Below are 21927 nucleotides of genomic sequence, written 5' to 3'. Positions count from 1 at the left end.
CCTAGGTGTCGTCCGTTTCTCCGAGGGCGCGCCGTAGCGCCTCCGCTTCCGGTCCGCTCATGGACCGGACGAAAGCAGCGAGCGCGGCGTCCCGGTTGCCCGTCTGTCCCAGGGCGTCCATCATCAGTTCCGAGACGTAGCTTTCCCGGCTGGCAGCTGGCTGGTACCGCCAGGCCCGTCCCTCACGTGTCCGTTCGACGATACCCTTTTTCGCCAATCGGTCGAGGACGGTCATCACCGTCGTGTGTGCCAGGTCCCGATCCGCGAGGGCACGACCTACCTCGCGCACCGTCAACGGCTCGCCCCGTTCCCAGAGTACGTCCATGACCGCGCGTTCCAGATCACCGAGCCGATTCATGAGGTTCAGTCTACTGCGCCACCTACTACGTCGCGTAGTGCCCCCGGAGGAGTGTGGACGCGGGGTGCCCAGTGCCCATCCCCACCCCCCTCATTGGCATTTCCCAACCCCTCGCCTGGTGGGCGCCCCCAGAAGCGCCCTCCCCGTCCACGCATCACCCCTGGCTACCGCCCGAGGGGTGTCCTGTGCCAGCGCCACCCCGGATGCCGGAGTGGATCCGCTCGGACGTCATCATTGGGTCCCGGGAACAGAGGCCCACGTGCCGGCGTTTGGGCTGGGTGGACCTCCAGCAGAGTCGGGATCAGGGAGCGAGACGACAGTGCGGCAGTTGCGGGTCCAGCGAGAGGCCCAGGCCGAGGACACTTCGAGCCCCGCGGTCGCGTCGACGCCACGACGCATCGCGATGCTCAGCATGCACACCTCCCCACTGGAACAACCCGGTTCCGGCGACGCGGGAGGCATGAACGTCTACGTGGCCGAAATCACCAAGCGGCTGGCGCGGCGCGGGGCGGCCGTGGACGTGTTCACGCGCGCCACGAGTCTCGACCAGCCCCCGACGGTGGAGCTCGCCCCCGGAGTGGACGTGCACCACATTCCGGCCGGTCCGGCTGGCGAACTGGACAAGAACAGCCTCACCCGCTATCTGTGCCCCTTCATCTTCGGAGTGCTGCGAACCGAAGCGGCGGGGCAGCCCTACGATGTGGTGCACGGTCACTACTGGCTCAGCGGACGTGCGGGCGTAACCGTGGCTCGGCGGTGGGGTGTCCCTCTGGTGCAGTCCATGCACACGTTGGCGCGGGTCAAGGATCTCGCTCGGCCCGCGGCCGGGGTCTCCGCCGAGCCCGAGGCGCGGCTCCGTGGCGAGGCCCACCTGGTGCGCTCCGCGGACCGGATCGTCGCGAACACTCCGGTGGAGGCCGAGCAGCTCGCCCAGCACTACGGGGCCGATCCGAGCCGCGTGACGATCGTTCCGCCCGGCGCCGACCTCGAGGTCTTCACCCCGGGGTCGCGCTCGGCGGCCCTCGCCGAGCTGGGGCTGCCGACGGACACCCTGCTGTTGCTTTTCGCCGGGCGGATCCAACGGCTCAAAGGCCCGGAGGTGTTGATTCGGGCCGCCGCGCAGCTCGTGCACCGCCACCCCGAGCTGCGGAACCGCCTGGTGGTCGCGCTCGTGGGCGGCTCCTCGGGCGAGCCCGCCGAGCCCCGGCGTCTCCTCCAGCTCGCCGCCGAACTGGGTGTTCGCGACCTGGTCCGGATGGATGGACCCACGTCCGGCACCAACCTCGCCACCTACTACCGGGCGGCCACCGCAACCGTCGTTCCCTCACACGCCGAGTCCTTCGGTCTGGTAGCCGTGGAGTCCCAGGCGTGCGGGACCCCGGTGCTTGCCGCCCGGGTCGGTGGGCTACCGCTCGCCGTACGTGAGGGGATCTCTGGAGTTCTGGTCGATGGTCACGATCCCACCGACTACGCCAGCGAACTGGCCCGCCTGGTACGGGACCAGGCCTGGTGGGGACGGCTGGCTGCCGGGGCACGTCAGCACGCCGAACGTCTGGGCTGGTCCGCCACGGTGGACGGCCTCCTCGACGTCTACCAGTCGACCCTGGGAACACCGGCACAGTCCGCACCCGCCTGAGTGCCGGGGCGGACCGCGTGCAGAGAGGACCACAGTGACCACACGCGCAACGGCGATCGAGGAACTCGAAACCGCGCTCGAACGGGCCGAGGTGGACTACGAACGCCAGGACGAACACGCCTTCCTGGTCACCCTGCCCGGACAGCGCAAACTCGCAACCAAGGTGTGGCTGGGCGTGGGCAGCCACAGCCTGCGGATCAAGACCTTTTTCTGCCGCCAACCCGACGAGAACCACGCCGCCTTCTACCAGTGGCTGCTGCGCAAGAGCGAGGACATGTACGTGCTGTCCTTCGTCACGGATGACATCGGCGACGTCTACCTGTCCGGACGGCTGCCGCTGCATGCCGTGACCGCGGACGAGGTGGACCGGCTGCTGGGGTGCGCGCTCACCTACTCCGACGAGAACTTCAACCCGGCCCTGGAACGTGGGTTCGCCTCCTCCATCCGCCGGGAGTGGCAGTGGCGAACCGCCCGCGGAGTGAGTAAACGGAACCTCGCCGCCTTCCGGCATCTGATCGAGGATACGGACACGCCACCGGACACGGACGCCACATCACCCCCGGCGGCCGAGGACGCCGGGGGCACGGGCGGGGATGCGGCACGGGGCAGCGAACAGTCCCGGGACAGCTCGCCGACCCCACCGCCCACAGCGCCGTCTGCGGAAACTCGCTAGGCTGGCCACCATGGCGAGACTGGTACTGCTACGACATGGCGAGAGCACGTGGAACGCGAAGGGCCTGTTCACCGGCTGGGTGGATGTGGATCTCTCCGCCACAGGGGAGGACGAGGCCCGCCGCGGCGGCCGCCTACTGGCCCAAGCCGACATTCGGCCGGACATCGTGCACACGTCCGTGCTGCGGCGCGCGATCCGCACCGCCAACATTGCACTGGACGAGGCGAATCTGCACTGGCTTCCCGTGCGACGTTCCTGGCGGCTCAACGAGCGCCACTACGGGGCCCTCCAGGGCAAGGACAAGGCGCAGACGCGGGAGGAGTACGGGGAGGAGCAGTTCTCCGTCTGGCGGCGCTCCTACGACACCCCCCCGCCGCCGCTCGCGGCCGACGACCCGTACTCGCAGGTCGGCGACCCTCGCTACGCCCAGCTGCCGCCGGAGCTAATGCCACGCACCGAGTGCCTGGCCGATGTTGTGGCGCGCCTGCTGCCCTACTGGTACGACGCGATCGTCGCTGACCTGGCCGCCGACCGCACCGTCCTGGTGGCCGCGCACGGAAACTCCCTGCGGGCGCTGGTCAAACACCTGGACGGTGTGGACGACACCACCATCGCGGGGCTGAACATCCCCACGGGAATCCCCCTGGTCTACGACCTGGACGAGTCGTTCACTCCGCGCCGGACCGGAGGACAGTACCTCGATCCGGAGGCCGCGCGGGAGGCCATCGAAGCGGTTCGTAACCAGGGCCGCTGATCTGCGGTTCCGGGGCGGAGCCGTCGGAGCGGCACCGCCCCGCGCGCCGTAGCGTCCCTTAGGGCTCCCGCTCCTCGTCGCCCGGCTTCTCCCCGGTCACCATGTAGATGAGGTTGTCGGCGACGTGCACCGCATGGTCGCCGAATCGTTCGTAGAACCGGCCGACGAGGGTCACGTCCATCGTCGCCTCGACCCCGTGCTTCCAGCTGGGATCCAGGATGCGGGTCAGCAGCTTACGCCGCAGCCGGTCCATCTGGTCGTCGTCCTTGTCGAGCTCGAGCGCCTTTTCCGCGTCCTGCTCCGTGATGACCTCGCCGGCCTTGATGACCAGCTGTTCCGCCTGATGCCCCATTTCCAGGACCGTGGCCCGCAGCTCCTTGGGGATGGCGCTGTCCGGGTGTCGCCGCCGCGCGACCTTGGCCAGATGGACGGCGTGATCACCCATCCGTTCCAGGTCACCCGCCATGTGCAGCGAAGTGATAATGGTTCTGAGGTCCTTGGCCACGGGCTGCTGGCGCGCCATGAGGTCGAAGGCGCTGTACTCGATCTCGTTCTCCAGCTGGTTCACCGCGTCGTCGCCGGAGATCACCTCCTGGGCTGCGGTGAGGTCCGCGTCGAGCAGCGCCGTGGTCGCGCGCGCGACCGCGTGGCGGGCAAGCCTGGTCATCTCGACGAGCCGTTCGCCCAGGGCGTCGAGTTCCTCGTGATAGGTGTCGCGCATGCCCCCATCCTTCCAGGGCGTGCATGAACCGCCCGCGGCGTGTCGGTTAACTCTGTGGGAATCTCGGTTATAACACGCGGCCGCGGGGAACGTCGTGGAAGCCTGTCCGGTTAGGCTCGAATTGTGCACGCAGAGCTGATCGCCGCGCTGACCGGCGTCGTCGGGCTGATCCTGGGAGTTGTGCTGGGGCGGTTCTCCCGGCGCCCGAAGCCGAGCCCACCGTCCCCGTACCAGCCGATGGAGCCCGAGCTACCTCCCGGAATCGCGGAAGTGTTGACCGCGCTTCCGTCCTCGGCCGTGGTGCTCGACTCGGCGGACCGGGTGTTGCGGGCGAGTTCTGCGGCACGTGCCTTCGGCATCGTCCGGGGGGAGGAGCTGGTGATCTCCGAGTTGCTCGCCCTGGCGCGGCAGGTGCGCCGAGATGGTGTCATCCGGGAAACGGAGATCGAGGTGTCGGTGCGCCGGTTCGGGCCGGACTCGACCTCCTTCGCGGTGCGGGTGGCCCCACTCGGCGGTATGGGGCTGGTGTTGGTCCTGGCGGAGGACCAAACGGAACGCCAGCGGGTCGAGGCCGTACGGCGCGACTTCGTTGCCAATATCAGCCACGAGCTCAAGACTCCGGTCGGTGCCCTGTCGCTGCTGGCGGAAACCATCTCCGAGGCCAGCGACGACCCCGAGGCGGTGCGCCGCTTCACCGCCCGGATGAGCCAGGAGGCCGACCGGCTGACCAAGGTCATCCAGGACCTCATCACCCTGTCCCGAATCCAGGGTGCCGAACCCATGACGGATCCGGTCGCCGTGGATCTGGCGGCCACGGTCGAGGAGGCTCTGGACGCGGTGCGGCTCTCGGCGGAGGCCAAGGACATCGAGCTCGCCTCCGGTGACTTCACCGGGCTGATCGTCTACGGCGACGAGGGGCTACTCGTCACTGCGGTTCGCAATCTGGTCGCCAACGCGGTCGCCTACAGCCCGGAGCGCACCCGGGTGTCGATCTCGGCGGAGGTTACCGAGCGCACCATTGACATCAGTATCGCCGACCAGGGGATCGGAATCCCGCACCAGGACCTGGAGCGGATTTTCGAACGCTTCTACCGCGTCGACGCGGCACGGAGCCGTGCCACGGGTGGCACCGGCCTCGGGCTCGCGATCGTGAAGCACATCATGACCCACCACCACGGCGAGGTCACGGTGTGGAGCAAGGAGGGGGCCGGGTCGACGTTCACCCTACGTCTGCCGCGGCCGACCACACAGGAGCCTGGACGCTCCACCAACGACACCGATCGGGAGGCAGCACAGTGACGCGTGTACTCGTCGTTGAGGACGAGGAGTCGTACAGCGATGCCCTGTCGTACATGCTCCGCAAGGAGGGCTTCGAGGTCGCGGTGGCGGAGACCGGAACCGCGGCTCTGGAAACCTTCGACCGCACCGGAGCCGACCTGGTGGTCCTGGATCTGATGTTGCCCGGACTGTCCGGCACGGAGGTGTGTCGCACCCTGCGCCAACGCTCGGGCGTCCCGGTCATCATGCTGACCGCCAAGGACAGTGAGATCGACAAGGTGGTCGGGCTGGAGCTCGGTGCCGACGACTATGTGACGAAACCCTTCTCCACCCGGGAGCTGATGGCTCGCATCCGGGCCGTGCTGCGCCGCCGAGGTGAGGAGGAGGCCATGGTGCCGGCCACCCTGGAGGCCGGCCCCGTGCGCATGGATGTGGAACGGCACGTGGTGACCGTGACCGGGGAGAACGTGCAGCTGCCGTTGAAGGAGTTCGAACTGCTCGAGGTGTTGTTGCGCAACGCCGGGCGGGTCCTGACCCGGATGCAGCTGATCGACCGGGTCTGGGGCGCCGACTATGTGGGGGACACCAAGACCCTGGACGTGCACATCAAGCGCCTGCGCGCCAAGATCGAGGTGGACCCTGCGGATCCCCGACACATTGTGACCGTGCGGGGACTGGGGTACAAGTTCGAACCGGCCGAGAGCTGAGGACGCCGGTGGGCTGACCGGGCCCACGCCCCCCGGCCGGGGCCGGGCGAATCACGGTATGCGGGCCTGGAGCGCCTGCCGTTCGCCCGGCACGGCCCGTGGCTAATCGTCCCGCTCCGGCTGGCACTCGCTGGGGGCTGTGGCCTCGTCCGCCTCGGCGTCCCCGTCCTCGTCTCCGTCTCCGTCTTCGTCCGCGGCCGCGGCCAGCTCCGGGTACTCCGAGAAGCCGCTGGTCTCCAGCTCGTTGCGGTTCATCACCGGTACGTCCATGGTCATGTCCCCGGCTTCTGCGAACGACAGGGTCATCTGGATGTACTCGCCTCCGCGCAGGTCGCTGTCCAGCTCCTCGAGTACCGCCAACGGGTCTTCGTGGGAAATCTGTACGGGCTGCTCGGGAACGACCTCAAGCGGGCCGTCGAAGTCCACACTGGCGGCCGAAACCTCCGCCTCGTGTTCCCCCCGAGGTTCGTCCGGGACGGACACGGTGATGTCGGTGAGCTCGTCGGTGTACTCGGCCAGCTCCGACTCCAGTTCGTCGCGGGTGAGCCCCTCCAGGTCCCGCCCGTCGGGGACCGAGGTGTTGGCGAGCATCGCGTAGAAACCGACGTCCGAGCCTTCCGGAAGCACCTCGCAGACCTCGGGGCCGATCACGACGGCACCGTGGGCCTCCATCCCGTTGGTGGCCCCGTTGGCGCCGGCGCTGGCAACGTAGTCCCACGCCGGGCTCTCCGGGTTCGCCTCCGCGGCACCGCATCCGGCAACGACCGGGGCGGCGGCGGCCGCGATGGCGGCGAAGCCGACGTTCCGCCTGGTGCTGGGTGCGGGCTTGCTACTACGCATGGCCAGGTAACTCCTCATGCCTAGGGAGACGACGAACCGGTCGGCCAGTATCCTAACCGCAGGCGTGCGCGCGGCGCTGGTGGGGCACGGAAAGCCGCGCAATCGCGATGACCGGCCGGTGCGCACCCTGGCCGTATCACCGTACCGACCAGAGAGGGCACCGGCCGCTCGGGTCCGAGCGATTGCCGAGGCAGCCACGGCGCCCCGATCCAGGACTGTCCTCCGCACACCGAGATCGTTCAACTCACGTTTGTCAAGACCCACATACCTGCCCTGACCTGCATCGTTGTAAACGTCGTTCGTGTCCGTCAGTGCCGATTCGTGGTAGGATGAGGCCAGCGGAAGGGGTACTTGTCACATGGCTTTCAAGGTCGGCGACACCGTTGTCTACCCCCATCATGGGGCTGCTCGTATCGAAGCGATCGAGAATCGCGTTATCAAGGGCGAGGACAGAACCTATCTCGTCTTGAAGGTTGACAAGGGTGATCTTACTGTACGCGTTCCCGCGGAGAACGCGCAGGAGGTCGGTGTCCGGGATGTGGTGGGCCAGGAGGGCCTGGACCACGTCTTCGAGGTGCTGCGGGCGCCGCACACCGAGGAACCCACGAACTGGTCCCGGCGGTACAAGGCGAATTTGGAGAAACTCGCCTCCGGGGATGTCAACAAGGTCGCAGAGGTCGTTCGAGACCTTTGGCGGCGCGATCGGGAGCGTGGCCTTTCGGCCGGCGAGAAGCGAATGCTGGCGAAGGCACGTCAGATCCTGGTCAGTGAGTTGGCACTTGCAGAGCGAACGAACGAGGACAAAGCCGAGGCATTGCTCGACGAAGTCCTGACGAATTGAGCTCCGGGAACGGACCGATTCTGCCGCGGGTGGGCGTCGGGGTCGACGTCCACCCCTTTGATGACACCAGGTCCCTGGCGTTGGCAGGCCTGGACTGGCCCGGTGAGCCCGGTATTGCCGGGCATTCCGACGGCGACGTCGCGGCGCACGCTGCCTGCGACGCACTGCTGTCGGCCTGTGGGCTCGGGGACCTGGGGAGCCAGTTCGGCACCTCGGATCCCCAGTGGAGCGGTGCCAGCGGTCGGGCGCTCCTGGCGGAGACCGCACGACGGGTACGCCAGCACGGCTACGAGATCGGCAATGTCGCGATCCAGGTCATCGGGAATCGCCCCAAGCTCGGTCCGCGTCGTGTCGAGGCGGAGCAGGTTCTAGGCTCGGCCGTCGGAGCCTCGGTCACCGTCACCGCGACCACCACGGACGGACTGGGATTGACCGGGCGCGGGGAGGGTATCGCAGCCGTCGCCACGGCCCTGTGCGTGGCCAGCGAGCCGCACCGCGATCCCCAGCAGGGCTGACTCCGGACGCCTCTCGGCCAGCCACACTGTCCGTAGAACCCGATAGAACCCGATGTGGTATCGGCCGGGACCGCCCGCTGTCAGTCGTCGTCCGGGGGCACGGGTCCGCTACGCACCCGCCCCGAGGGGGGCGCCGTGCCCGGACCCGATGGACTTTCCCGGCTGTGCCGGTTCCCGGGACGGGTGATCACGGCGCGGCGCGGGATGGCGCTGGTGGTGTTGTGCCGTTCCCCGGCCGCATCGGGACGCGGGATGTCGTCGGGGGAGCCGGCCACGGGGGCCAGGTCCTCGTCGGTGGCCGGGTCGTCCACCTGGTCCTCCGGCACGAAGCCCTCGTCGCGCTGCACCGTGGACGTGTCCCTGTCAGCCGGGGGATCGGGCGCCGCGCTCCGCGGGCCGGGACTCCGTCGGGGAAACGCGCTCTTCCCGGGAGTGCGCTGCGGGAGTGTCGCCGGGGCCTCCAGCCGTGGCCTCGCCCGGACTGAGGGGGACGTGTCCTCGTCGGGCGCGGTCCCGTCCGTGGGCTGCGGCTCGTTGTCCTCGGCCGTGGGTGTGTGCTCGGCGTGATCTTGGAGCTGGTCCCCGGGCGCTGCCTGCTCCGTCGGTGCCGCGTGACCGACGGTGGCGTCCGCGCGGGGCTCGTGATCGTCCGGTTCGGGTCCGGGGCGGGTGGTCTGCTCGGGACGGTCCTCGGGGCTGCTGTCCCGTTCCGGGGCATCTGTCGCAGTGCTATCCCCGCTGTCCCCGCTGTCCCCGCTGTCCGTGCTGTCCCCACGGGCGGGCGGATCTGCGGTGTCCGCGGTGGCCGGTGGCGTATCAGCGGCCGCCCCCACCGTCGGGGTGAGTCCGAGACCGGTTTCCCTGTCGGGCGAGCCGGAGCTCGGCTCGGGCTCGCTACCCGAGGTGGCCTCCCTGCTCGTCCCGTCCTCCTGGCTTTGCTGGCTCTCGTCGAGGTCGGCCGGGTTCTGCTTTCCGGCGGAGGCCCGGGGGGCCGCGGTGGCCTCGGTTCCGGACGAGTCCTCGGTGGTGGCGTCGCGAACGAAACCCCGCAGTGGGGGTGCCGCGGAAGGGGTGGAGGCGGAACCGCCGGTGGCGTCCGGGGCCTGCCGTGTCTGGGGAGTGGGTGACCGGCGTTGGGCCCGCAGGTGTGAACCGACCGCTACGGCCAGATAGAACCCGAGTCCCACCGCCGCCCAGGGAACCGCCGTAACCACCAGGGTCAGGTTCTGTTCGGAGATGGGGAGTTCCAGGGTGTGCACCGCGCTGGCGGCTGCACCCACGGCCAGCAGCAGCAGTACCGCCAGGTCGGCCAGTATGCGCGTGCGCAGCGGCGCGTCGCGCAGCACGTAGCTGGCCCCGAAGCTGAGCAGCACCAGCACGGTGAACAGGACGGGGTAGGCGTGCGCGTGTGGCTCACCGACGTTGCCGCGCACGGCCAGCTGGAGGAGCCCGTGGTAGGAGAGCAGCATGGCACACGCCACCAGGGCCAGGACTCCCACGAGGACCAGGGTCCCGGTGAGGATGCGTGAACCGCGGGAGGCTGCCGTCGTGGCGGGTGCGGAGGAGGACGTAACGGCCATCGTGGGAGAAGAGTAGTCGAGGTGGGCCCGCGGCACGAGGCGGGCGCTGAAATCCCCCGGGGCCGAAACCGGACGCGGTGTCGGCCACGCGCATCCGGACCGGTGCGGCTCGGTGAACCGCTAGGGTGGAGGCGTGAGCTTGCGTTTCTATGACACTCGTGCGCGCGAGGTACGGACCTTCACCCCGCTGCGCGCCGGATGTGTCTCGATCTACCTGTGCGGGGCCACAGTGCAGGCGCCGCCGCATATCGGGCACATCCGTTCCGGAGTGCATTTCGACATCCTCCGGCGCTGGCTGACGTTTCAGGGCTATCGCGTGACGTTCTGTCGCAACGTCACGGATATCGACGACAAGATCATCGCCAATGCCGAGGATGAGGGAATCCCGTGGTGGGAGGTCAGCGAGCGCAACCTTCGCGCGTTCACGGCCGCCTACGACACTCTGGGCTGCCTACCACCGAGTGTGGAGCCGCGGGCCACCGGCCACGTGCCGGAGATGATCACGCTTATGCGACGGCTGGTCGACGGGGGACACGCCTATGTGCCGGAGGACGGCGCAGGCAGTGTCTATTTCGACGTGCGCTCCTTCCCCGACTACGGCGCCCTGTCCAACCAACGCCTGGACCATATGCGTGCCGCCGGCGACACGGACGCCGAGCAGGAGCGGGCCAAGCGGGATCCGCGCGACTTCGCACTGTGGAAGTGTGCCCGTCCCGGTGAGCCGAGCTGGGAGACACCCTGGGGCGAAGGTCGGCCCGGCTGGCATCTGGAATGCTCGGCCATGGCCACCAAGTACCTGGGCTCGGAGTTCGATATCCACGCCGGCGGGGTGGATCTGGTCTTTCCGCACCACGAGAACGAGATTGCGCAGTCACAGGCAGCCGGCGACCCCTTCGCCCGGTACTGGCTGCACAACGGGCTGCTTACCGTGGGTGGATCGAAGATGAGCAAGTCTGAGGGCAATTCGCTGCTCATCCCCGTGATCCTCACGAAGGTACGACCGGTGGAGCTGCGGTACTACCTGGGGCAGGCCCACTATCGGTCCGTTCTGGACTATTCCGACGAGGCGCTGTACGAGGCCGCTGCCGCCTACCAGCGCCTGGAAGGTTTCCTGCGCAGGGCACAGGATCTGGTGGGCTCCGTGGAGCCTGCCTCGCGGGTGCCGGAGGACTTCGCCGCGGCCCTCGACGACGACTTGGGGGTGCCGGCCGCCCTGGCCGTGGTGCACGGCCTGGTTCGGGACGGCAACACCGCGCTGAGTGCCGGCGACAAGGAGCGGGTGGCTGAACTCGCCGGGCAGGTTCGGCAGACCCTCGCGGTGCTGGGCCTGGATCCCCTGGCACAGCCCTGGGTATCGGGCGACGACGGGGGTTTGCGCCAGATCGTCAACGCGCTGGTTCCCTTGGCGCTCGAACAGCGGCAGGCCGCGCGTGCCCGCAGGGACTACGCCACGGCCGACGAGATCCGGGATCGGCTGAGCGCGGCCGGGGTCACCGTGGAGGACACTCCCAACGGTCCCCGCTGGGTGTTGTCTCACGGCTGAGGCCCGTCCACCTCCGACGACTCCAGGCTGGTCCGGTTCCCGCCCTGGAGTGCGGGACCGCCCACGACGGGTAGCCTCACGAGCAAGGCCGTGGTTCGCGATAGTGCGGTCCGAGATCGTCTCGCCCAGGGGCGTCGGCGCGCGTGGGATTCGCGTCCGCCGTGCGCGGACCGGGAGTTCGGCACTGTAGGACACAGAGGGGACACGATGGCTGGCAAGGGTGGCCGCAAGGGGCCGAGCCGCGGCACCGGGGGCAAGGGCCGGAGCTCGCTCCAGGGCAAGAAGTCGACACTGCCCGCGGAGCAGCGACACTGGTACTCCGACCGGCAGCGTGCGCGCGCTGCCAAACGGCCGTCCCCTCCGGCACGGCCCGAGCCGACGGCGGACCCGAATCTCCTCGTGGGGCGCAATCCGGTTGTGGAGGCACTGCGTGCGGGGATGCCGGCGACACGGCTCTACCTTGCCAACAGCCTCGACTCTGACGACCGGATCACCGAGGCCGCCCGGCTGGCCGGAGACGCCGGCGTTCCCGTTGTGGAGGAGAGCCGGGCGGATCTGGACCGACGACTCCAGCGGGCCGGTCAGGGTGAACTCGCCCACCAGGGCATCATGCTGCGGGTGCGCCCGTTCCACTACGTGGATCCGAACGAGGTGCTGGACAGTGCGCGAAACACCGACGCCCCACCCCTGGTGGTGGCTCTGGACGGTGTGACCGATCCGCACAACCTGGGGGCTGTGGCCCGCTCGGCCGCGGCGTTCGGCGCGCACGGCCTGGTGATTCCAGAGCGGCGCGCCGCGAGTGTGACGACCGCCGCGTGGAAGACCTCCGCCGGAACCCTGGCCCGGCTTCCCGTCGCCCGGGTTACCAATCTGACCCGTACCCTGCGTACGTATCAGGACCAGGGAATGTTCGCTGTGGCCCTGGACGGCCAGGCAGAGACACGCATCGACGAGCTGAGCCTAGTGACCGATCCGCTGGTTCTTGTTCTGGGAGCCGAAGGAGAGGGAGTGTCCCGACTGGTCCGGCAGACCTGCGACGCGGTGGCGGCCATTCCCATGCACGGCACCGAGTCCCTCAACGCCTCGGTCGCTGCTGGAGTGACACTCTACGAGATTGCCCGCCGCCGGTCGTCGCGTGGCGCGTAACCAGGTAGCATGCGACTGTCGCCGTTCCGTGGGAGCGGTGGCCTGCCGGCGTGGCTCAATTGGCAGAGCAATCGCCTTGTAAGCGATAGGTTAGGGGTTCGAGTCCCCTCGCCGGCTCTCACACAATCTGACCTGGGTAAACGCGGAGGCGACAGATCGAATCTGTTGACTACACCGCTTCCAGAGGAACAAATTGTGGGGGACTGGGGGCACACCACGGCCACCGGACACGACGGTGCGGGGGCTAGGGTGCTGCCATGGTCGAGGCTGGGAGTGCGGTGGATCGCGTTGGTGACCAGTTCACTGACCACCAGCTGGGCATCATTGAGGGTCTCGCCGTCGGTGACGCGGGGGTCAGGACGCCATCACCCCCACCGGTGCCGGGCGCGTCCCATCGGGCTTCGGCAGTGTCTCCCTCTGCCCAGGAATCCAACGCGACTGCGACTGTCGCCTCCGCCCGCCGCACGTCCGCCCGCCGCATGGACGTGCGGCGGGCGGAGGCGGCGTGCAATCAGCTATCGGCGATGAGGTTCAGCTGGGACTGGTAGTAGGCCACTCCGGCGCCGAACAGGAACATCAGCAACAGCCCGGATCCTGCCGAGCACGTCGGGGTGAGACCCGCGGTCTCCTGGGCCGTGCGAATCCGCTTACCGGTGCGGAAGTACGAAACCAGCGGTGCGATTCCGAGGGTCCAGGGGAGGAACAGGAGGACCAGCATCGGCCCTGCCACCGGGTGGTTGCGGCTACGGCTGAATTCGGCCATTTCCGCATGGATCTTGTAGTACCACACGAAGTGGTAGATGCCGAGGGTGATGAGGGTCAGCCCCAGCCAGACACCGACCGGATGTCGCCGTTTGGTCGCCTCGGCGGGGGCAATTCCGGCCGGACCGGCCGGGGCGGGGGATGTGGGGGATGACTGGGTCATGGGGGTGCACCTCGGGGTGGTCGCGGTTGTAGCGTGCCCGCGCCATTCCCTTCCCCAGGGCATGCCCCAGCTGGGCCGGCACGCGTGGACAGACCTCCTGCTCATCGTGAAGCAGCGGTCCAGAGCGTGGCGGAACCGAAGGGAACACCCCGGTCCCGGGGGAGTTATGGCGCGCTGTCCCTTTCTATAATCTCGCCATGGTTGCCGTCGAACACAGCACACCCATCTCCTAGCTCATGGGACACCGCCATCCCGGACGGCTGTACAACGCCGAGGTCGAGCATCCACGCGCCCGCTGGCTGTTACGTGCCGAGCTGGCGAACTGCTCCGTGTGCCGCATCGCGGGGGACCGGGAGGCCCTCGCGGATCCATGTCCCGGCGGGATGTTTGACTCCCTGTTGCAGGGCTTCGTTCTCGCCCGCACGGCCCGGTGGCTCAGTCCCCAACACCGCCCCACCTTTCCTGCGGCCGTCTACACCTTGGCCCCTGCCGACGAGCGTGCCGCCTGGACCATTCCCACACGCGAGTGTTTGAAGATGTGCGTGGTCCGGGGCTCCGCGGGGAGTACCGTGGACACCACAGCTGTCCTGGCAGAGCTCACGCTCATGTCCCACCGGCATCGCGCTCTTGTTCTCGACGACGTCATCGACGGGCTCACCGAGAGTGAGGGCGAGTGACCGGGTTCCCCCTGGGTATCAAGGTGAGCGCGGTGGAACCGAGTGGGGAGGGGGCACGCCCACAATGCTGCGTGACGGGGACTGGGTGAACGAGACGGGCTCGGAGTTCCGTGGCATTCTCAAAGTCCTTGTCGACACCGGTCGCATACCGGGCGGTGTGGTCGTGGTGGGGACCGTACACACCTGGGAGTTCGTCTCCGTGGGGGAACTGTCGCCCGAGCATCTGCCCGAGGTGGCGACTGGCCCTGCCGTCCGCTACGACATCGCCAGCCTCACCAAGCTGCTCGCCACCTGGACCCTGACCGGCCGCGCGGTGCTGGACGGGCTCCTGGACCTGGATGCTCCCTTGGGTGACTACGTCCCCGGAGGACCGTTCGCCTGCCACGACGTGACCACCCGCCAGATCCTCACCCACACCTCCCGCCTCGATGCCGAGACCCCGCTGGAGGAGCATGCGGCGTCCGGACGGGACATCACCGAGGCGATCCTGGACACGCCGTCCACAACCGGTGGATACCGGTACATCGACCGTGGCTTCGTCCTACTCGGGCTGGTACTGGAGCGCGTGCTCGCTGCCCCCCTGGACCGGGTGGCCACAGAAATGTGGGCGCAGGCGGGAATGTCGGCAACGTGTTACGGCCCCCTGCCACGTGGCTCCGGCGTGGCCCCCACCGAGCGCCGGGTGCGCGGAGCCGCCCCGACGTGGGGAGTGGTGCACGATGAGGGCGCGGCGCTGCTGGGTGGGGTGGCCGGACACGCCGGCGTGTTCAGCACCGCCGCAGACGTGGGTGCCTATGCCCGCGACCTCCTCCGCAGCTACGCGGCCGAGGGTGGAGCCAGCGAGCTCGCGCGGTTCCTGCGGGACAGCTGGACGCCACAGGTATCAGTGGAGCCTGGCCTCTCCCGTGGCCTGGGCTGGCTGGTTACCGACACCGGTGTCGTCCACCACACCGGTTTCACGGGAACCAGCCTGCACCTACACCCACAGTCCGGACGTTATATCGGGATCCTGACCAACGCGGTGCACTACGGGCGGGACCGGGGCGGTCGGGTGCAGGAGCTGCGCTCCGGGGCGGAACACGCTCTGGCCGCGCAACCCGCCCTGTAGGTCGTCGGTCCCGCGAGGCGAGTGCGGGCCTGCCAACGCCACAGCGGTCCCAGACCTCCTGCGCGCCGGTAGGGCTGGAACGCGCCGCGCCGGGGCGGTCCCGGGTCGCTGCACCCCCTCCTTGGCCGGATCTTTCCCGGTCCGAGAATGCAGCTTGGGGGACTGTCAGTGCCCGCTGTCAGACTCTGGACATGGCACGACCCCAGGAAAGGACACGCTCATGCTCACCACAGACCCGGTACCCGGCACCCCGTCTTGGTTGGACATCGGCTCGCCCGACGTCGACGCCACGGCGGCCTTCTACCACACAGTCCTCGGCTGGGACCTCCAGACTTTCGGCGCTCAGGCCGGCGGCTACGGGATTTTTCGCCGGGACGGCGCCGCCGTGGCCGCCGTGGGGCCGCTCGAGGAGGAGGGGGCGCGCTCGGCATGGATGCTGTACTTTCACACTCCGGATGTGGACGCGGCCGCGGCGTCGGTCCGGCACCTGGGTGGCTCCGTGCGGGTCGCCCCCGGCGATGTCGGAGAGGAAGGCCGGATGGCGCAGTTCAGCGACCCGTTGGGGGGCCGGTTCGCCGTCTGGCAGCCCAACCGCGCTCCCGGCCTGGAGCTGGTGAACCGTCCCGGTGCGCTGTCCTGGACCGAGCTGATGACCCCGGACCCCTCGGTGGCGGCCCGATTCTACGGTGACCTTTTCGGATGGCACTTCGCGGAGATGCCCATGCCCGACGGGACGGGAACCTACCGGGTCATCACCTCCGCGGGGGGTGGATCGCAGCAGGAGCAGCAGGAACAGGGCGGCATCGTGGAGCTCGCCGCCGAGCACCTACCCGAGGGCACCCCGTACTGGCATCCGGTCTTCAACGTCGGTGACTGTGACAGCGCGGCCGCGCTCGCCAGCCGTGGTGGCGGTGACGTTGTCCTGGAGCCACAGGATGTCACCGGGGTGGGGCGGATGGCCGTGTGCCACGACCTATTCGGTGCGGAATTCGTCGTCCTGGCCGAACCGGAGGGATGAACAGGGCCCGGCAACGGTCCTGGTAGCCGGATCCTGTGGATCATCCGCGGGCTCGGCGGCGCGGGCCTCGGACCACCACGGGGAAGCCGGCCGTGGTGTGGGGGAGTGTGTCCCATCGCGGGGGTGCCCTTGACGGTCGCCGCGCTCCCCATGTCCCGTTGGCCGTGGTGCAGTGGACCACTGTGCCCCACCCTGGGGGCACTGCCAGGGCGGCCGCCCTCCCCGATCGTTGGCCGCCGGCGGCGTCTCGCCCTGGGGGCGCTCCCCCGCACGACGGCCAACGGAGGGTTGCAGGGTGCGCTGCGGCAGGATGCTGTGGCGCTTCCCCGCACGACGGCCAGCGGGGAGTGGGGACCGGGGTGATCCTGGGGCGCATCCCGCTCCCCTGCGGGGGAGAGCGTCCTCCCTCGCGCAACGGCCAGCGGGATCGGGGACGGGGTGAACGTCGTCAGGCCAGGCCCAACCTCGCTCCCAACTTCGAGTAACACGCCCTAGCGCCGTCGGGCGCGGCGGGTCCCGCCCCGGCGCCCGCGCGCCAGTCGGAACACCAGGAGCGCCGCCAGCACGATAAACGCCGCGCCCGCGGCCACTGTGGCCCAGAACAGCCAGGGGCTGTCCTCGGTGTCCTCCTCGGCCAGGGACGGGTCGAAGGGCGGAACGTCCTCCGCGCTGTCCGCGGCTGCTTCGAGCGCCGCGGCCGCGTTCAGGACCCCGGAACCGTACCCGGTGTCGGACGCTTCGTCGTTGGCCGGGGGGCTGGTCGTGCCGTCCTGGAGCGCTTCGGCGACGTCGTCGGGGCGGAGCTGGGGATACTCCGCCCTGATCAGGGCGGCCACGCCGGCCGCGAGCGCGCTCGCGGCGGTGGTACCACTGGCCTCGGTGAAGCCACCATCCGGGTCTGTGGTGAGGACGTCCTGCCCGGGTGCGGCCAGGGACGCCTCGGCGTTGGGCGTGGCGCCCTCCGGGGACACCAGCTGCTGCTGTTCGTCCACGGCGTTGACGCTAAGCGCGTTGGGCGTTGCGACGTGGGGGCCGTCTCCGGGAACGACCACGAACACGCCGCGGTTGTGGGCTTCGGCGATGGCCTCGCGTTCGGCCTCACTTCCGGTTGCTGGCCCGGTCAGCAGAATGACCTGGGCGTTCTCGGAGACGGCACGTTCGATTCCGGAGACCACCCAGTCCTGCTCGGCCGACTCCGCGCTACCGTCCTGCGCGGTTGTGGTGCGCACGGATAGGATCCCCGCTTCCGGGGCGGCTCCCAACACCCCACCGGCGTGTTCCTCGCCATGGCCGCGCGCCGCCACCAGCCCGGCCATCAGGGTCCCGTGCCGTCCCAGGGGGGCGGTGTCGGGGTCGAGGTCCTGACCGGTGACATCCACCTCGTCCACAATGGCGCTGTCGAGGTCGGGGTGGGTCTGGTCCACCCCGGTGTCCAGGAGTGCCACCCGCGCGCCGGTGCCCCGCCCGTGCTCCCAGGCTTCTTCCAGATCCAGCAGTTCGTGTGCCCACTGGTCCCGACTCAGGTCCGAGTGGTCCACGTCGGCGTTGGCCACAGCGGGGGCCGTAGCGCCGGTGAGGACGGCAAGGACGGCAATGATCCCGAACTGTGGTGCGCGTCGGGTGGACATGGTGGGGCAACTCTCTCGCTGGTACGGATTCCCTCGGCCGGTGTTGTGGTCTCCCCGTGGCGGTATCGAATCACCTGGGAACGACCCGCCGGCTCATTGTTACACGACCCGTTCAGGTGGGGCTCGGCGGTTGGTGGAGTGTGACCGGCTCGCCCGGGTGCAGGCCCAGCCGGGCCTGGGCGTTCCCCCCGTTGGCGGCGATGGCGACATGACCATCCGAGTCGACCAGGATGAGCAACTCCCCGTCGGCCACGTCTCCGAAGGTGGTTGCGACCGGCAGGGCCACCGGCAGAGGCGTGTCCCAGACTCGGGGATCCGCCCTGCCGTCGCTGTCGAGGTGGAGCGTGTCGCCCACGGAAGCCAGGTGGTGGAGGTCCACGTCCAGCAGACTCAACTGCACGTTGCCGAAACGGTCGACGGTACGGACCTCACCGTTGGCGGTGGGAACCTCGCCACGCGGCGACACGGACCGGCGTGGTTCCGGAAGCCGCACGAGGCTGTGGACCGGAAGCTCGGGACCAACCTCGGCGAGAGGGAGCCCCACCGCGAGCTGCGCGGCGACCGGGGCGTAGATGTCCCGCCCATGGAAAGTGCGGGACACGGGGTGGCGCCAGTACTGCTGCGCTGTGAGTTCCCGAGCCTCGACCGCACCGCCCAGTCGTGCGGCGGCCCACAGCAGGAGGCCGTTGTCCGGGCCCACGAGGATGTGTCCGCCGGCCCGGACGGCTATGCTGCGACGGTGGGTGCCCACCCCCGGATCCACCACCGCTACGTGCACTGCCGGTGGCAGCGTGCTGACGGTGTCGGCGAGGACGACCGCTCCACGCCTGATGTCACCGGGGGGCACTTCGTGGGTGATGTCGATGACCCGAGTCGCCGGCGCGTGGTGCAGGAACTGGCCGTGGCAGGCCGCGGTGAAGCCGTCCCAGGTTCCGTAGTCGGTGAGGAAGGACAGGCAACTGTAACCCCGATGCACAGTCATCGTGGTTCCACCCTTCGCAGATACACGTCAGTCGCTACCATGATTCGCGCCAACCGGACGAGGAGGCGCCCAATGTCAATTGTCGGGCCTTTTGACCAAGAACCGTCTGATAACGCTGCGGGGCAGTCCGCGGCGGACACGCCCGACCTCACCGAACGGGATGCGCGGATCCTCGCCTTCGAGAACCAGTGGTGGAAACTGGAAGGTTCGAAGGAACAGGCGATCCGCGACGAGTTCGGGTTCTCCCCCACGCGTTACTACCAGCTCCTCAACGACCTGATCGACCGCCCCGAGGCGCTCGCCCAGGATCCCATGCTGGTGAAGCGCCTGCGCCGGCTGCGAAACAGCCGGCGGCGCAAGCGCACCGCACGTCGGCTGGGAATCGAACTCTGAGGTCGTGGTGATGTCCACTGTGTCCACGTCCACGGGCGATCTGCCCTCGGGGCTGCCGGTTCCCGAGACCGAGGCTGGCCGTAGGGGGCTTTCGCACATCCGGGCCGACCCCAGCCGCGCGGTCGTGGCCCTCGACTACGACGGAACACTGGCGCCGATCGTCACCGACCCCGGCCAAGCGCAGGCCCATCCGCGGGCGGCACCCGCGCTGCGGCACCTGTCCGGGCGCCTTGGCGGACTGGCCATCATCACCGGGCGTCCCGCCGCGGATGTCCCACGGCTCGGCCCTTTCGAGGACATTCCCTCCCTGGTGGTTCTGGGCGCCTACGGGAACCAGCGGTGGCAGCACGGGCAGCTCACACTTCCCGCCGACGATCCCGGTATCGCCCAGGTCCGGGCGGAGCTGCCCACGATCCTGGCTGGCGCCCCGTCCGGGACGCACCTGGAGGACAAGGGGCAGGCCATCGCTGTGCACACGCGCGGCTGCGCGGACCCGGCCGCGGCCCTCGCGGCCCTGCGGCCCGTCCTCACCGATCTGGCGGAACGGACCGGCCTGCTGATCGAGCCGGGGCGGATGGTGCTGGAGCTCCGCCCCGGTGGGATGGACAAGGGCGCCGCACTGCGCGGCCTGGTCGCCGAGCTTGGGGCCACGTCCGTGCTGTACGCCGGGGACGACCTTGGGGATATTGCCGCCTTCGACGCTGTGGACACGCTTCGTGAGCAGGGCATGCCCGGGCTGTGCGTGTGCAGTGGTTCGGCCGAGGTCACGGCACTGGCCAGCCGGGCGGATCTGGTGGTGGACGGACCCGCGGGTGTGGTGGCGCTGCTCAGTGCCCTCGCCGCCGCGCTGTCGTCCTGAGAGGAACCCGAGCCTTGTCGGCTGGGCGGTCGCTGGTCGGCATGGGTCCGGGCGCCCGCGCGGCTGGCTACTCCCGAGGGGTGTTCGGGCTCGGGGACTCTGGAGAATCCGTGGTCTCGGTTGCGCGTTCGGTGCAAACCTGCGGCCCCGGGGCGGTGGTCTCGGGGTCCACGAGGGCGACCACGGTGAAGCAGTAGTCAACCTCCGTGTTCAACCCGATGATCTCAACCCGGTTCTCGCCAGGATCCGCGCGCGCCATGCTGGCGACCGGCTGGTCCTCCGGCCCGCCGACCACGTGGTGCGCATCCTCCCCGGAGGTGTTGTCGGTCCACGACAGGCGCACGCTGATACCGCCGTCGTCCAGGTCGACGCCACTGGGCGCCTGGTCGGTGTCGGCGGTCTCCTCGTCCAGGAGATCTGTTGCCTCGCCGGACGGGGTGGTCGGATCGGAGGTTGTGGTGGGGGAGGGGCGGGGCTCCTCGGTAGAGCCGGCTGTCGCGAACGGAACTCCGATGGTGCGGCCCAGCAGCAGCGCACCCACGCCAACGACGGTGAGCACGAGCGCCGCCAGGGCCATGGGTACCAGACGGCGCCCCCACCCCCGGGCCGGTTCGTGTGCCGACGTGTCGAGCGGAGTCCCCCCGGCCGGGGTGGTGGAGGCCGGGGGTGGTGTCGCTGTCGCTGCTGGGCTGTCCGGCGGGTCCTGGGTGTACCCGTCGGGGGGCGGCGCGGACCCGGACGCGTCGGTGTCCTGCCCGGGGGGTGGGGACTCCGGTCCCCGTCCGGAATCGGGTTCCGGTGCCGCCGCCGGAGGAGGATCCGGGGCTGCGTAGGCCCGGGGAACAGCGCCCGGTGGCAGCTCGGGGATGGTGTACTGCGCGGTGGTGGCCACAGGGTTGGGTGTGGCGTTCTGGAGTGCGGCTCCCAGCGCCTCGGGGGTGGCACAGCGTTCCTCCGGCCGCGGTGCCAGGGCGTGTACCAGGATCAGCTGAAGCCATTCGGGCGTGTCGGTGCGGGAGGACGCCGGCGGTAGCTGGGTCAACATTCCGGCCCGGTAGTCCTCCACCGACAGGGGACGCTGGCCTTTCCGATCGAAGGGGGCGTGTCCGGTCAGCAGGGTCCACAGCGTGACACCCAGTCGATACACGTCCGATGCCGGTGTGGGCGCCCCGTTGACGAGCGCTTCCGGTGGCAGCTGCCGGATGGTGGTCGCATCCACGGACACGGGTGGGAACGGGGAATGCAGCGGCAACGCGGAACCGAAGTCGGTGAGCAACGGCCCACCGGGGCCGCGCAGGATGTTCTCCGGGGTGACGTCGTGGTGGAGATAGCCTTCGGCGTGCAGCATTGTCAGCGCCTGGGCGACAGTGATCCCCACACTGAGGACCTCGTCGACCGGAAGCGGCCCCTGACGCAGCTGCTCCCGGTAACTTCCCGAGTATTCTTCCATCACCGCATAGGGAGTGCCCGACTCGGTGACATCGAGTTCCAGAAGTGGGGCGATCCCCGGCCGGTTCGCCAGCCCCCACCACACGTCGAACTCGTGCGGATAGGCCTGGGCCGGTTGGTTCCGGCAGATCTTGAGCACCACCGGAGTGTCCGAACCGTCCCGCAGGGCGCGGTAGACCGTCGACTCTCGACCCGCGGACAGGATCCGGGCCTGGTGGAATCCGGGGATCCCCGGCTCGGAGACACCGTTTCTTGATCGTCGTCCAGGGCCGCGATTTCGTCGGGGAATCCACATC

Annotated in this window: 22 protein-coding genes and 1 tRNA gene; 15 read left to right on the top strand and 8 right to left on the bottom strand. The window is 69.3% G+C overall.

The genetic code is table 11. The annotated features are described in order from the left end of the window. Position 1: 1 nt before the first annotated feature. Positions 2–358, bottom strand: coding sequence for a BlaI/MecI/CopY family transcriptional regulator (locus tag RIF23_RS08015; RefSeq protein WP_310911769.1), 357 nt, complete (start codon positions 356–358; stop codon positions 2–4). Positions 359–761: 403 nt separating this feature from the next. Between RIF23_RS08015 and mshA the strand changes: the two genes are divergently transcribed. From mshA to RIF23_RS08000, 3 genes are read left to right on the top strand one after another with little or no spacing between them, the layout of a single operon-like run. Beyond that, on the top strand, positions 762–1994 hold the full coding sequence (gene mshA, locus RIF23_RS08010) for a D-inositol-3-phosphate glycosyltransferase (RefSeq protein ID WP_310912096.1): 1233 nt from the start codon (positions 762–764) through the stop codon (positions 1992–1994). A 34-nt stretch (positions 1995–2028) separates the two neighbouring features. Next, positions 2029–2667: a type III secretion system chaperone family protein gene (locus RIF23_RS08005; protein WP_407659423.1), complete on the top strand. Its 639-nt coding sequence runs from the start codon at positions 2029–2031 to the stop codon at positions 2665–2667. 10 nt (positions 2668–2677) lie between these two features. Further along, a complete protein-coding gene (locus RIF23_RS08000) occupies positions 2678–3421 on the top strand; it encodes a phosphoglyceromutase (RefSeq protein ID WP_310911768.1) in 744 nt (247 codons plus the stop codon). Positions 3422–3479: 58 nt separating this feature from the next. Here the strand turns inward: RIF23_RS08000 and phoU are convergent, their stop codons facing one another. Next, positions 3480–4142, bottom strand: coding sequence for a phosphate signaling complex protein PhoU (phoU, locus tag RIF23_RS07995; protein ID WP_310911767.1), 663 nt, complete (start codon positions 4140–4142; stop codon positions 3480–3482). Positions 4143–4265: 123 nt separating this feature from the next. On the opposite strand from phoU, the gene RIF23_RS07990 reads away from it, so the two are divergent. Both RIF23_RS07990 and RIF23_RS07985 read left to right on the top strand, forming a co-directional pair. Continuing rightward, complete coding sequence (locus tag RIF23_RS07990; RefSeq protein WP_310911766.1) at positions 4266–5441, top strand: sensor histidine kinase; 1176 nt, start codon at positions 4266–4268, stop codon at positions 5439–5441. Further along, entirely contained in the window at positions 5438–6127 is a 690-nt protein-coding gene (locus RIF23_RS07985; protein WP_310911765.1) for a response regulator transcription factor, read from the top strand. The genes RIF23_RS07990 and RIF23_RS07985 overlap by 4 nt, the downstream gene beginning before the upstream one ends. A gap of 102 nt (positions 6128–6229) precedes the next feature. Here the strand turns inward: RIF23_RS07985 and RIF23_RS07980 are convergent, their stop codons facing one another. Further along, positions 6230–6967 carry a hypothetical protein gene (locus RIF23_RS07980; protein ID WP_310911764.1) on the bottom strand — a complete coding sequence of 246 codons (738 nt, stop codon included), beginning with the start codon at positions 6965–6967 and terminating at the stop codon, positions 6230–6232. 358 nt (positions 6968–7325) lie between these two features. Between RIF23_RS07980 and RIF23_RS07975 the strand changes: the two genes are divergently transcribed. Beyond that, entirely contained in the window at positions 7326–7808 is a 483-nt protein-coding gene (locus tag RIF23_RS07975; RefSeq protein ID WP_310911763.1) for a CarD family transcriptional regulator, read from the top strand. Positions 7809–7837: 29 nt separating this feature from the next. Beyond that, positions 7838–8323, top strand: coding sequence for a 2-C-methyl-D-erythritol 2,4-cyclodiphosphate synthase (gene ispF / locus RIF23_RS07970; protein ID WP_310912095.1), 486 nt, complete (start codon positions 7838–7840; stop codon positions 8321–8323). Positions 8324–8403: 80 nt separating this feature from the next. Here ispF and RIF23_RS07965 read toward each other — a convergent pair whose 3' ends face one another. Continuing rightward, on the bottom strand, positions 8404–9903 hold the full coding sequence (locus RIF23_RS07965; RefSeq protein ID WP_310911762.1) for a hypothetical protein: 1500 nt from the start codon (positions 9901–9903) through the stop codon (positions 8404–8406). Between the two features lie 133 nt (positions 9904–10036). Between RIF23_RS07965 and cysS the strand changes: the two genes are divergently transcribed. The 3 genes from cysS to RIF23_RS07950 all read left to right on the top strand — a co-directional run bounded on the left by cysS (position 10037) and on the right by RIF23_RS07950 (position 12709). Then, on the top strand, positions 10037–11446 hold the full coding sequence (gene cysS / locus RIF23_RS07960) for a cysteine--tRNA ligase (protein ID WP_310911761.1): 1410 nt from the start codon (positions 10037–10039) through the stop codon (positions 11444–11446). Between the two features lie 207 nt (positions 11447–11653). Continuing rightward, positions 11654–12592 carry a 23S rRNA (guanosine(2251)-2'-O)-methyltransferase RlmB gene (rlmB, locus tag RIF23_RS07955; RefSeq protein WP_310911760.1) on the top strand — a complete coding sequence of 313 codons (939 nt, stop codon included), beginning with the start codon at positions 11654–11656 and terminating at the stop codon, positions 12590–12592. 44 nt (positions 12593–12636) lie between these two features. Then, positions 12637–12709 (top strand) — tRNA-Thr (locus RIF23_RS07950). 394 nt (positions 12710–13103) lie between these two features. On the opposite strand, the gene RIF23_RS07945 is transcribed toward RIF23_RS07950, so the two are convergent. Next, a complete protein-coding gene (locus RIF23_RS07945) occupies positions 13104–13517 on the bottom strand; it encodes a DUF4234 domain-containing protein (protein ID WP_310911759.1) in 414 nt (137 codons plus the stop codon). A 236-nt stretch (positions 13518–13753) separates the two neighbouring features. Between RIF23_RS07945 and RIF23_RS07940 the strand changes: the two genes are divergently transcribed. From RIF23_RS07940 to RIF23_RS07930, 3 genes are all read left to right on the top strand, one after another. Next, positions 13754–14194: a hypothetical protein gene (locus RIF23_RS07940; RefSeq protein ID WP_310911758.1), complete on the top strand. Its 441-nt coding sequence runs from the start codon at positions 13754–13756 to the stop codon at positions 14192–14194. Between the two features lie 67 nt (positions 14195–14261). Then, positions 14262–15302 carry a serine hydrolase domain-containing protein gene (locus RIF23_RS07935; RefSeq protein ID WP_310912094.1) on the top strand — a complete coding sequence of 347 codons (1041 nt, stop codon included), beginning with the start codon at positions 14262–14264 and terminating at the stop codon, positions 15300–15302. A 220-nt stretch (positions 15303–15522) separates the two neighbouring features. Continuing rightward, positions 15523–16320, top strand: coding sequence for a VOC family protein (locus RIF23_RS07930; RefSeq protein ID WP_310911757.1), 798 nt, complete (start codon positions 15523–15525; stop codon positions 16318–16320). Between the two features lie 491 nt (positions 16321–16811). Here the strand turns inward: RIF23_RS07930 and RIF23_RS07925 are convergent, their stop codons facing one another. Together RIF23_RS07925 and RIF23_RS07920 are read right to left on the bottom strand one after the other, a co-directional pair. Beyond that, the gene (locus RIF23_RS07925; RefSeq protein WP_310911756.1) at positions 16812–17948 is read right to left on the bottom strand and encodes a S8 family peptidase; all 1137 of its coding nucleotides are present in this window, start codon (positions 17946–17948) and stop codon (positions 16812–16814) included. A 112-nt stretch (positions 17949–18060) separates the two neighbouring features. Next, complete coding sequence (locus tag RIF23_RS07920; RefSeq protein WP_310911755.1) at positions 18061–18930, bottom strand: SAM hydrolase/SAM-dependent halogenase family protein; 870 nt, start codon at positions 18928–18930, stop codon at positions 18061–18063. Positions 18931–19002: 72 nt separating this feature from the next. Between RIF23_RS07920 and RIF23_RS07915 the strand changes: the two genes are divergently transcribed. Together RIF23_RS07915 and otsB are read left to right on the top strand one after the other, a co-directional pair. Further along, the gene (locus RIF23_RS07915; RefSeq protein ID WP_310911754.1) at positions 19003–19323 is read left to right on the top strand and encodes a DUF3263 domain-containing protein; all 321 of its coding nucleotides are present in this window, start codon (positions 19003–19005) and stop codon (positions 19321–19323) included. A gap of 10 nt (positions 19324–19333) precedes the next feature. After that, entirely contained in the window at positions 19334–20182 is an 849-nt protein-coding gene (otsB, locus tag RIF23_RS07910; RefSeq protein ID WP_310911753.1) for a trehalose-phosphatase, read from the top strand. Between the two features lie 67 nt (positions 20183–20249). Here the strand turns inward: otsB and RIF23_RS07905 are convergent, their stop codons facing one another. Further along, the gene (locus RIF23_RS07905; protein ID WP_310911752.1) at positions 20250–21926 is read right to left on the bottom strand and encodes a serine/threonine protein kinase; all 1677 of its coding nucleotides are present in this window, start codon (positions 21924–21926) and stop codon (positions 20250–20252) included. Between the last annotated feature and the right edge of the window lies 1 nt (position 21927).

The organism is Lipingzhangella rawalii (genome assembly GCF_031628175.1).
Taxonomy (GTDB): Bacteria; Actinomycetota; Actinomycetes; order Streptosporangiales; family Streptosporangiaceae; genus Lipingzhangella_A; species Lipingzhangella_A rawalii.
Note: the sequence above shows the minus strand (reverse complement) of the source record. Positions and strands in the feature narration are given on the sequence as shown.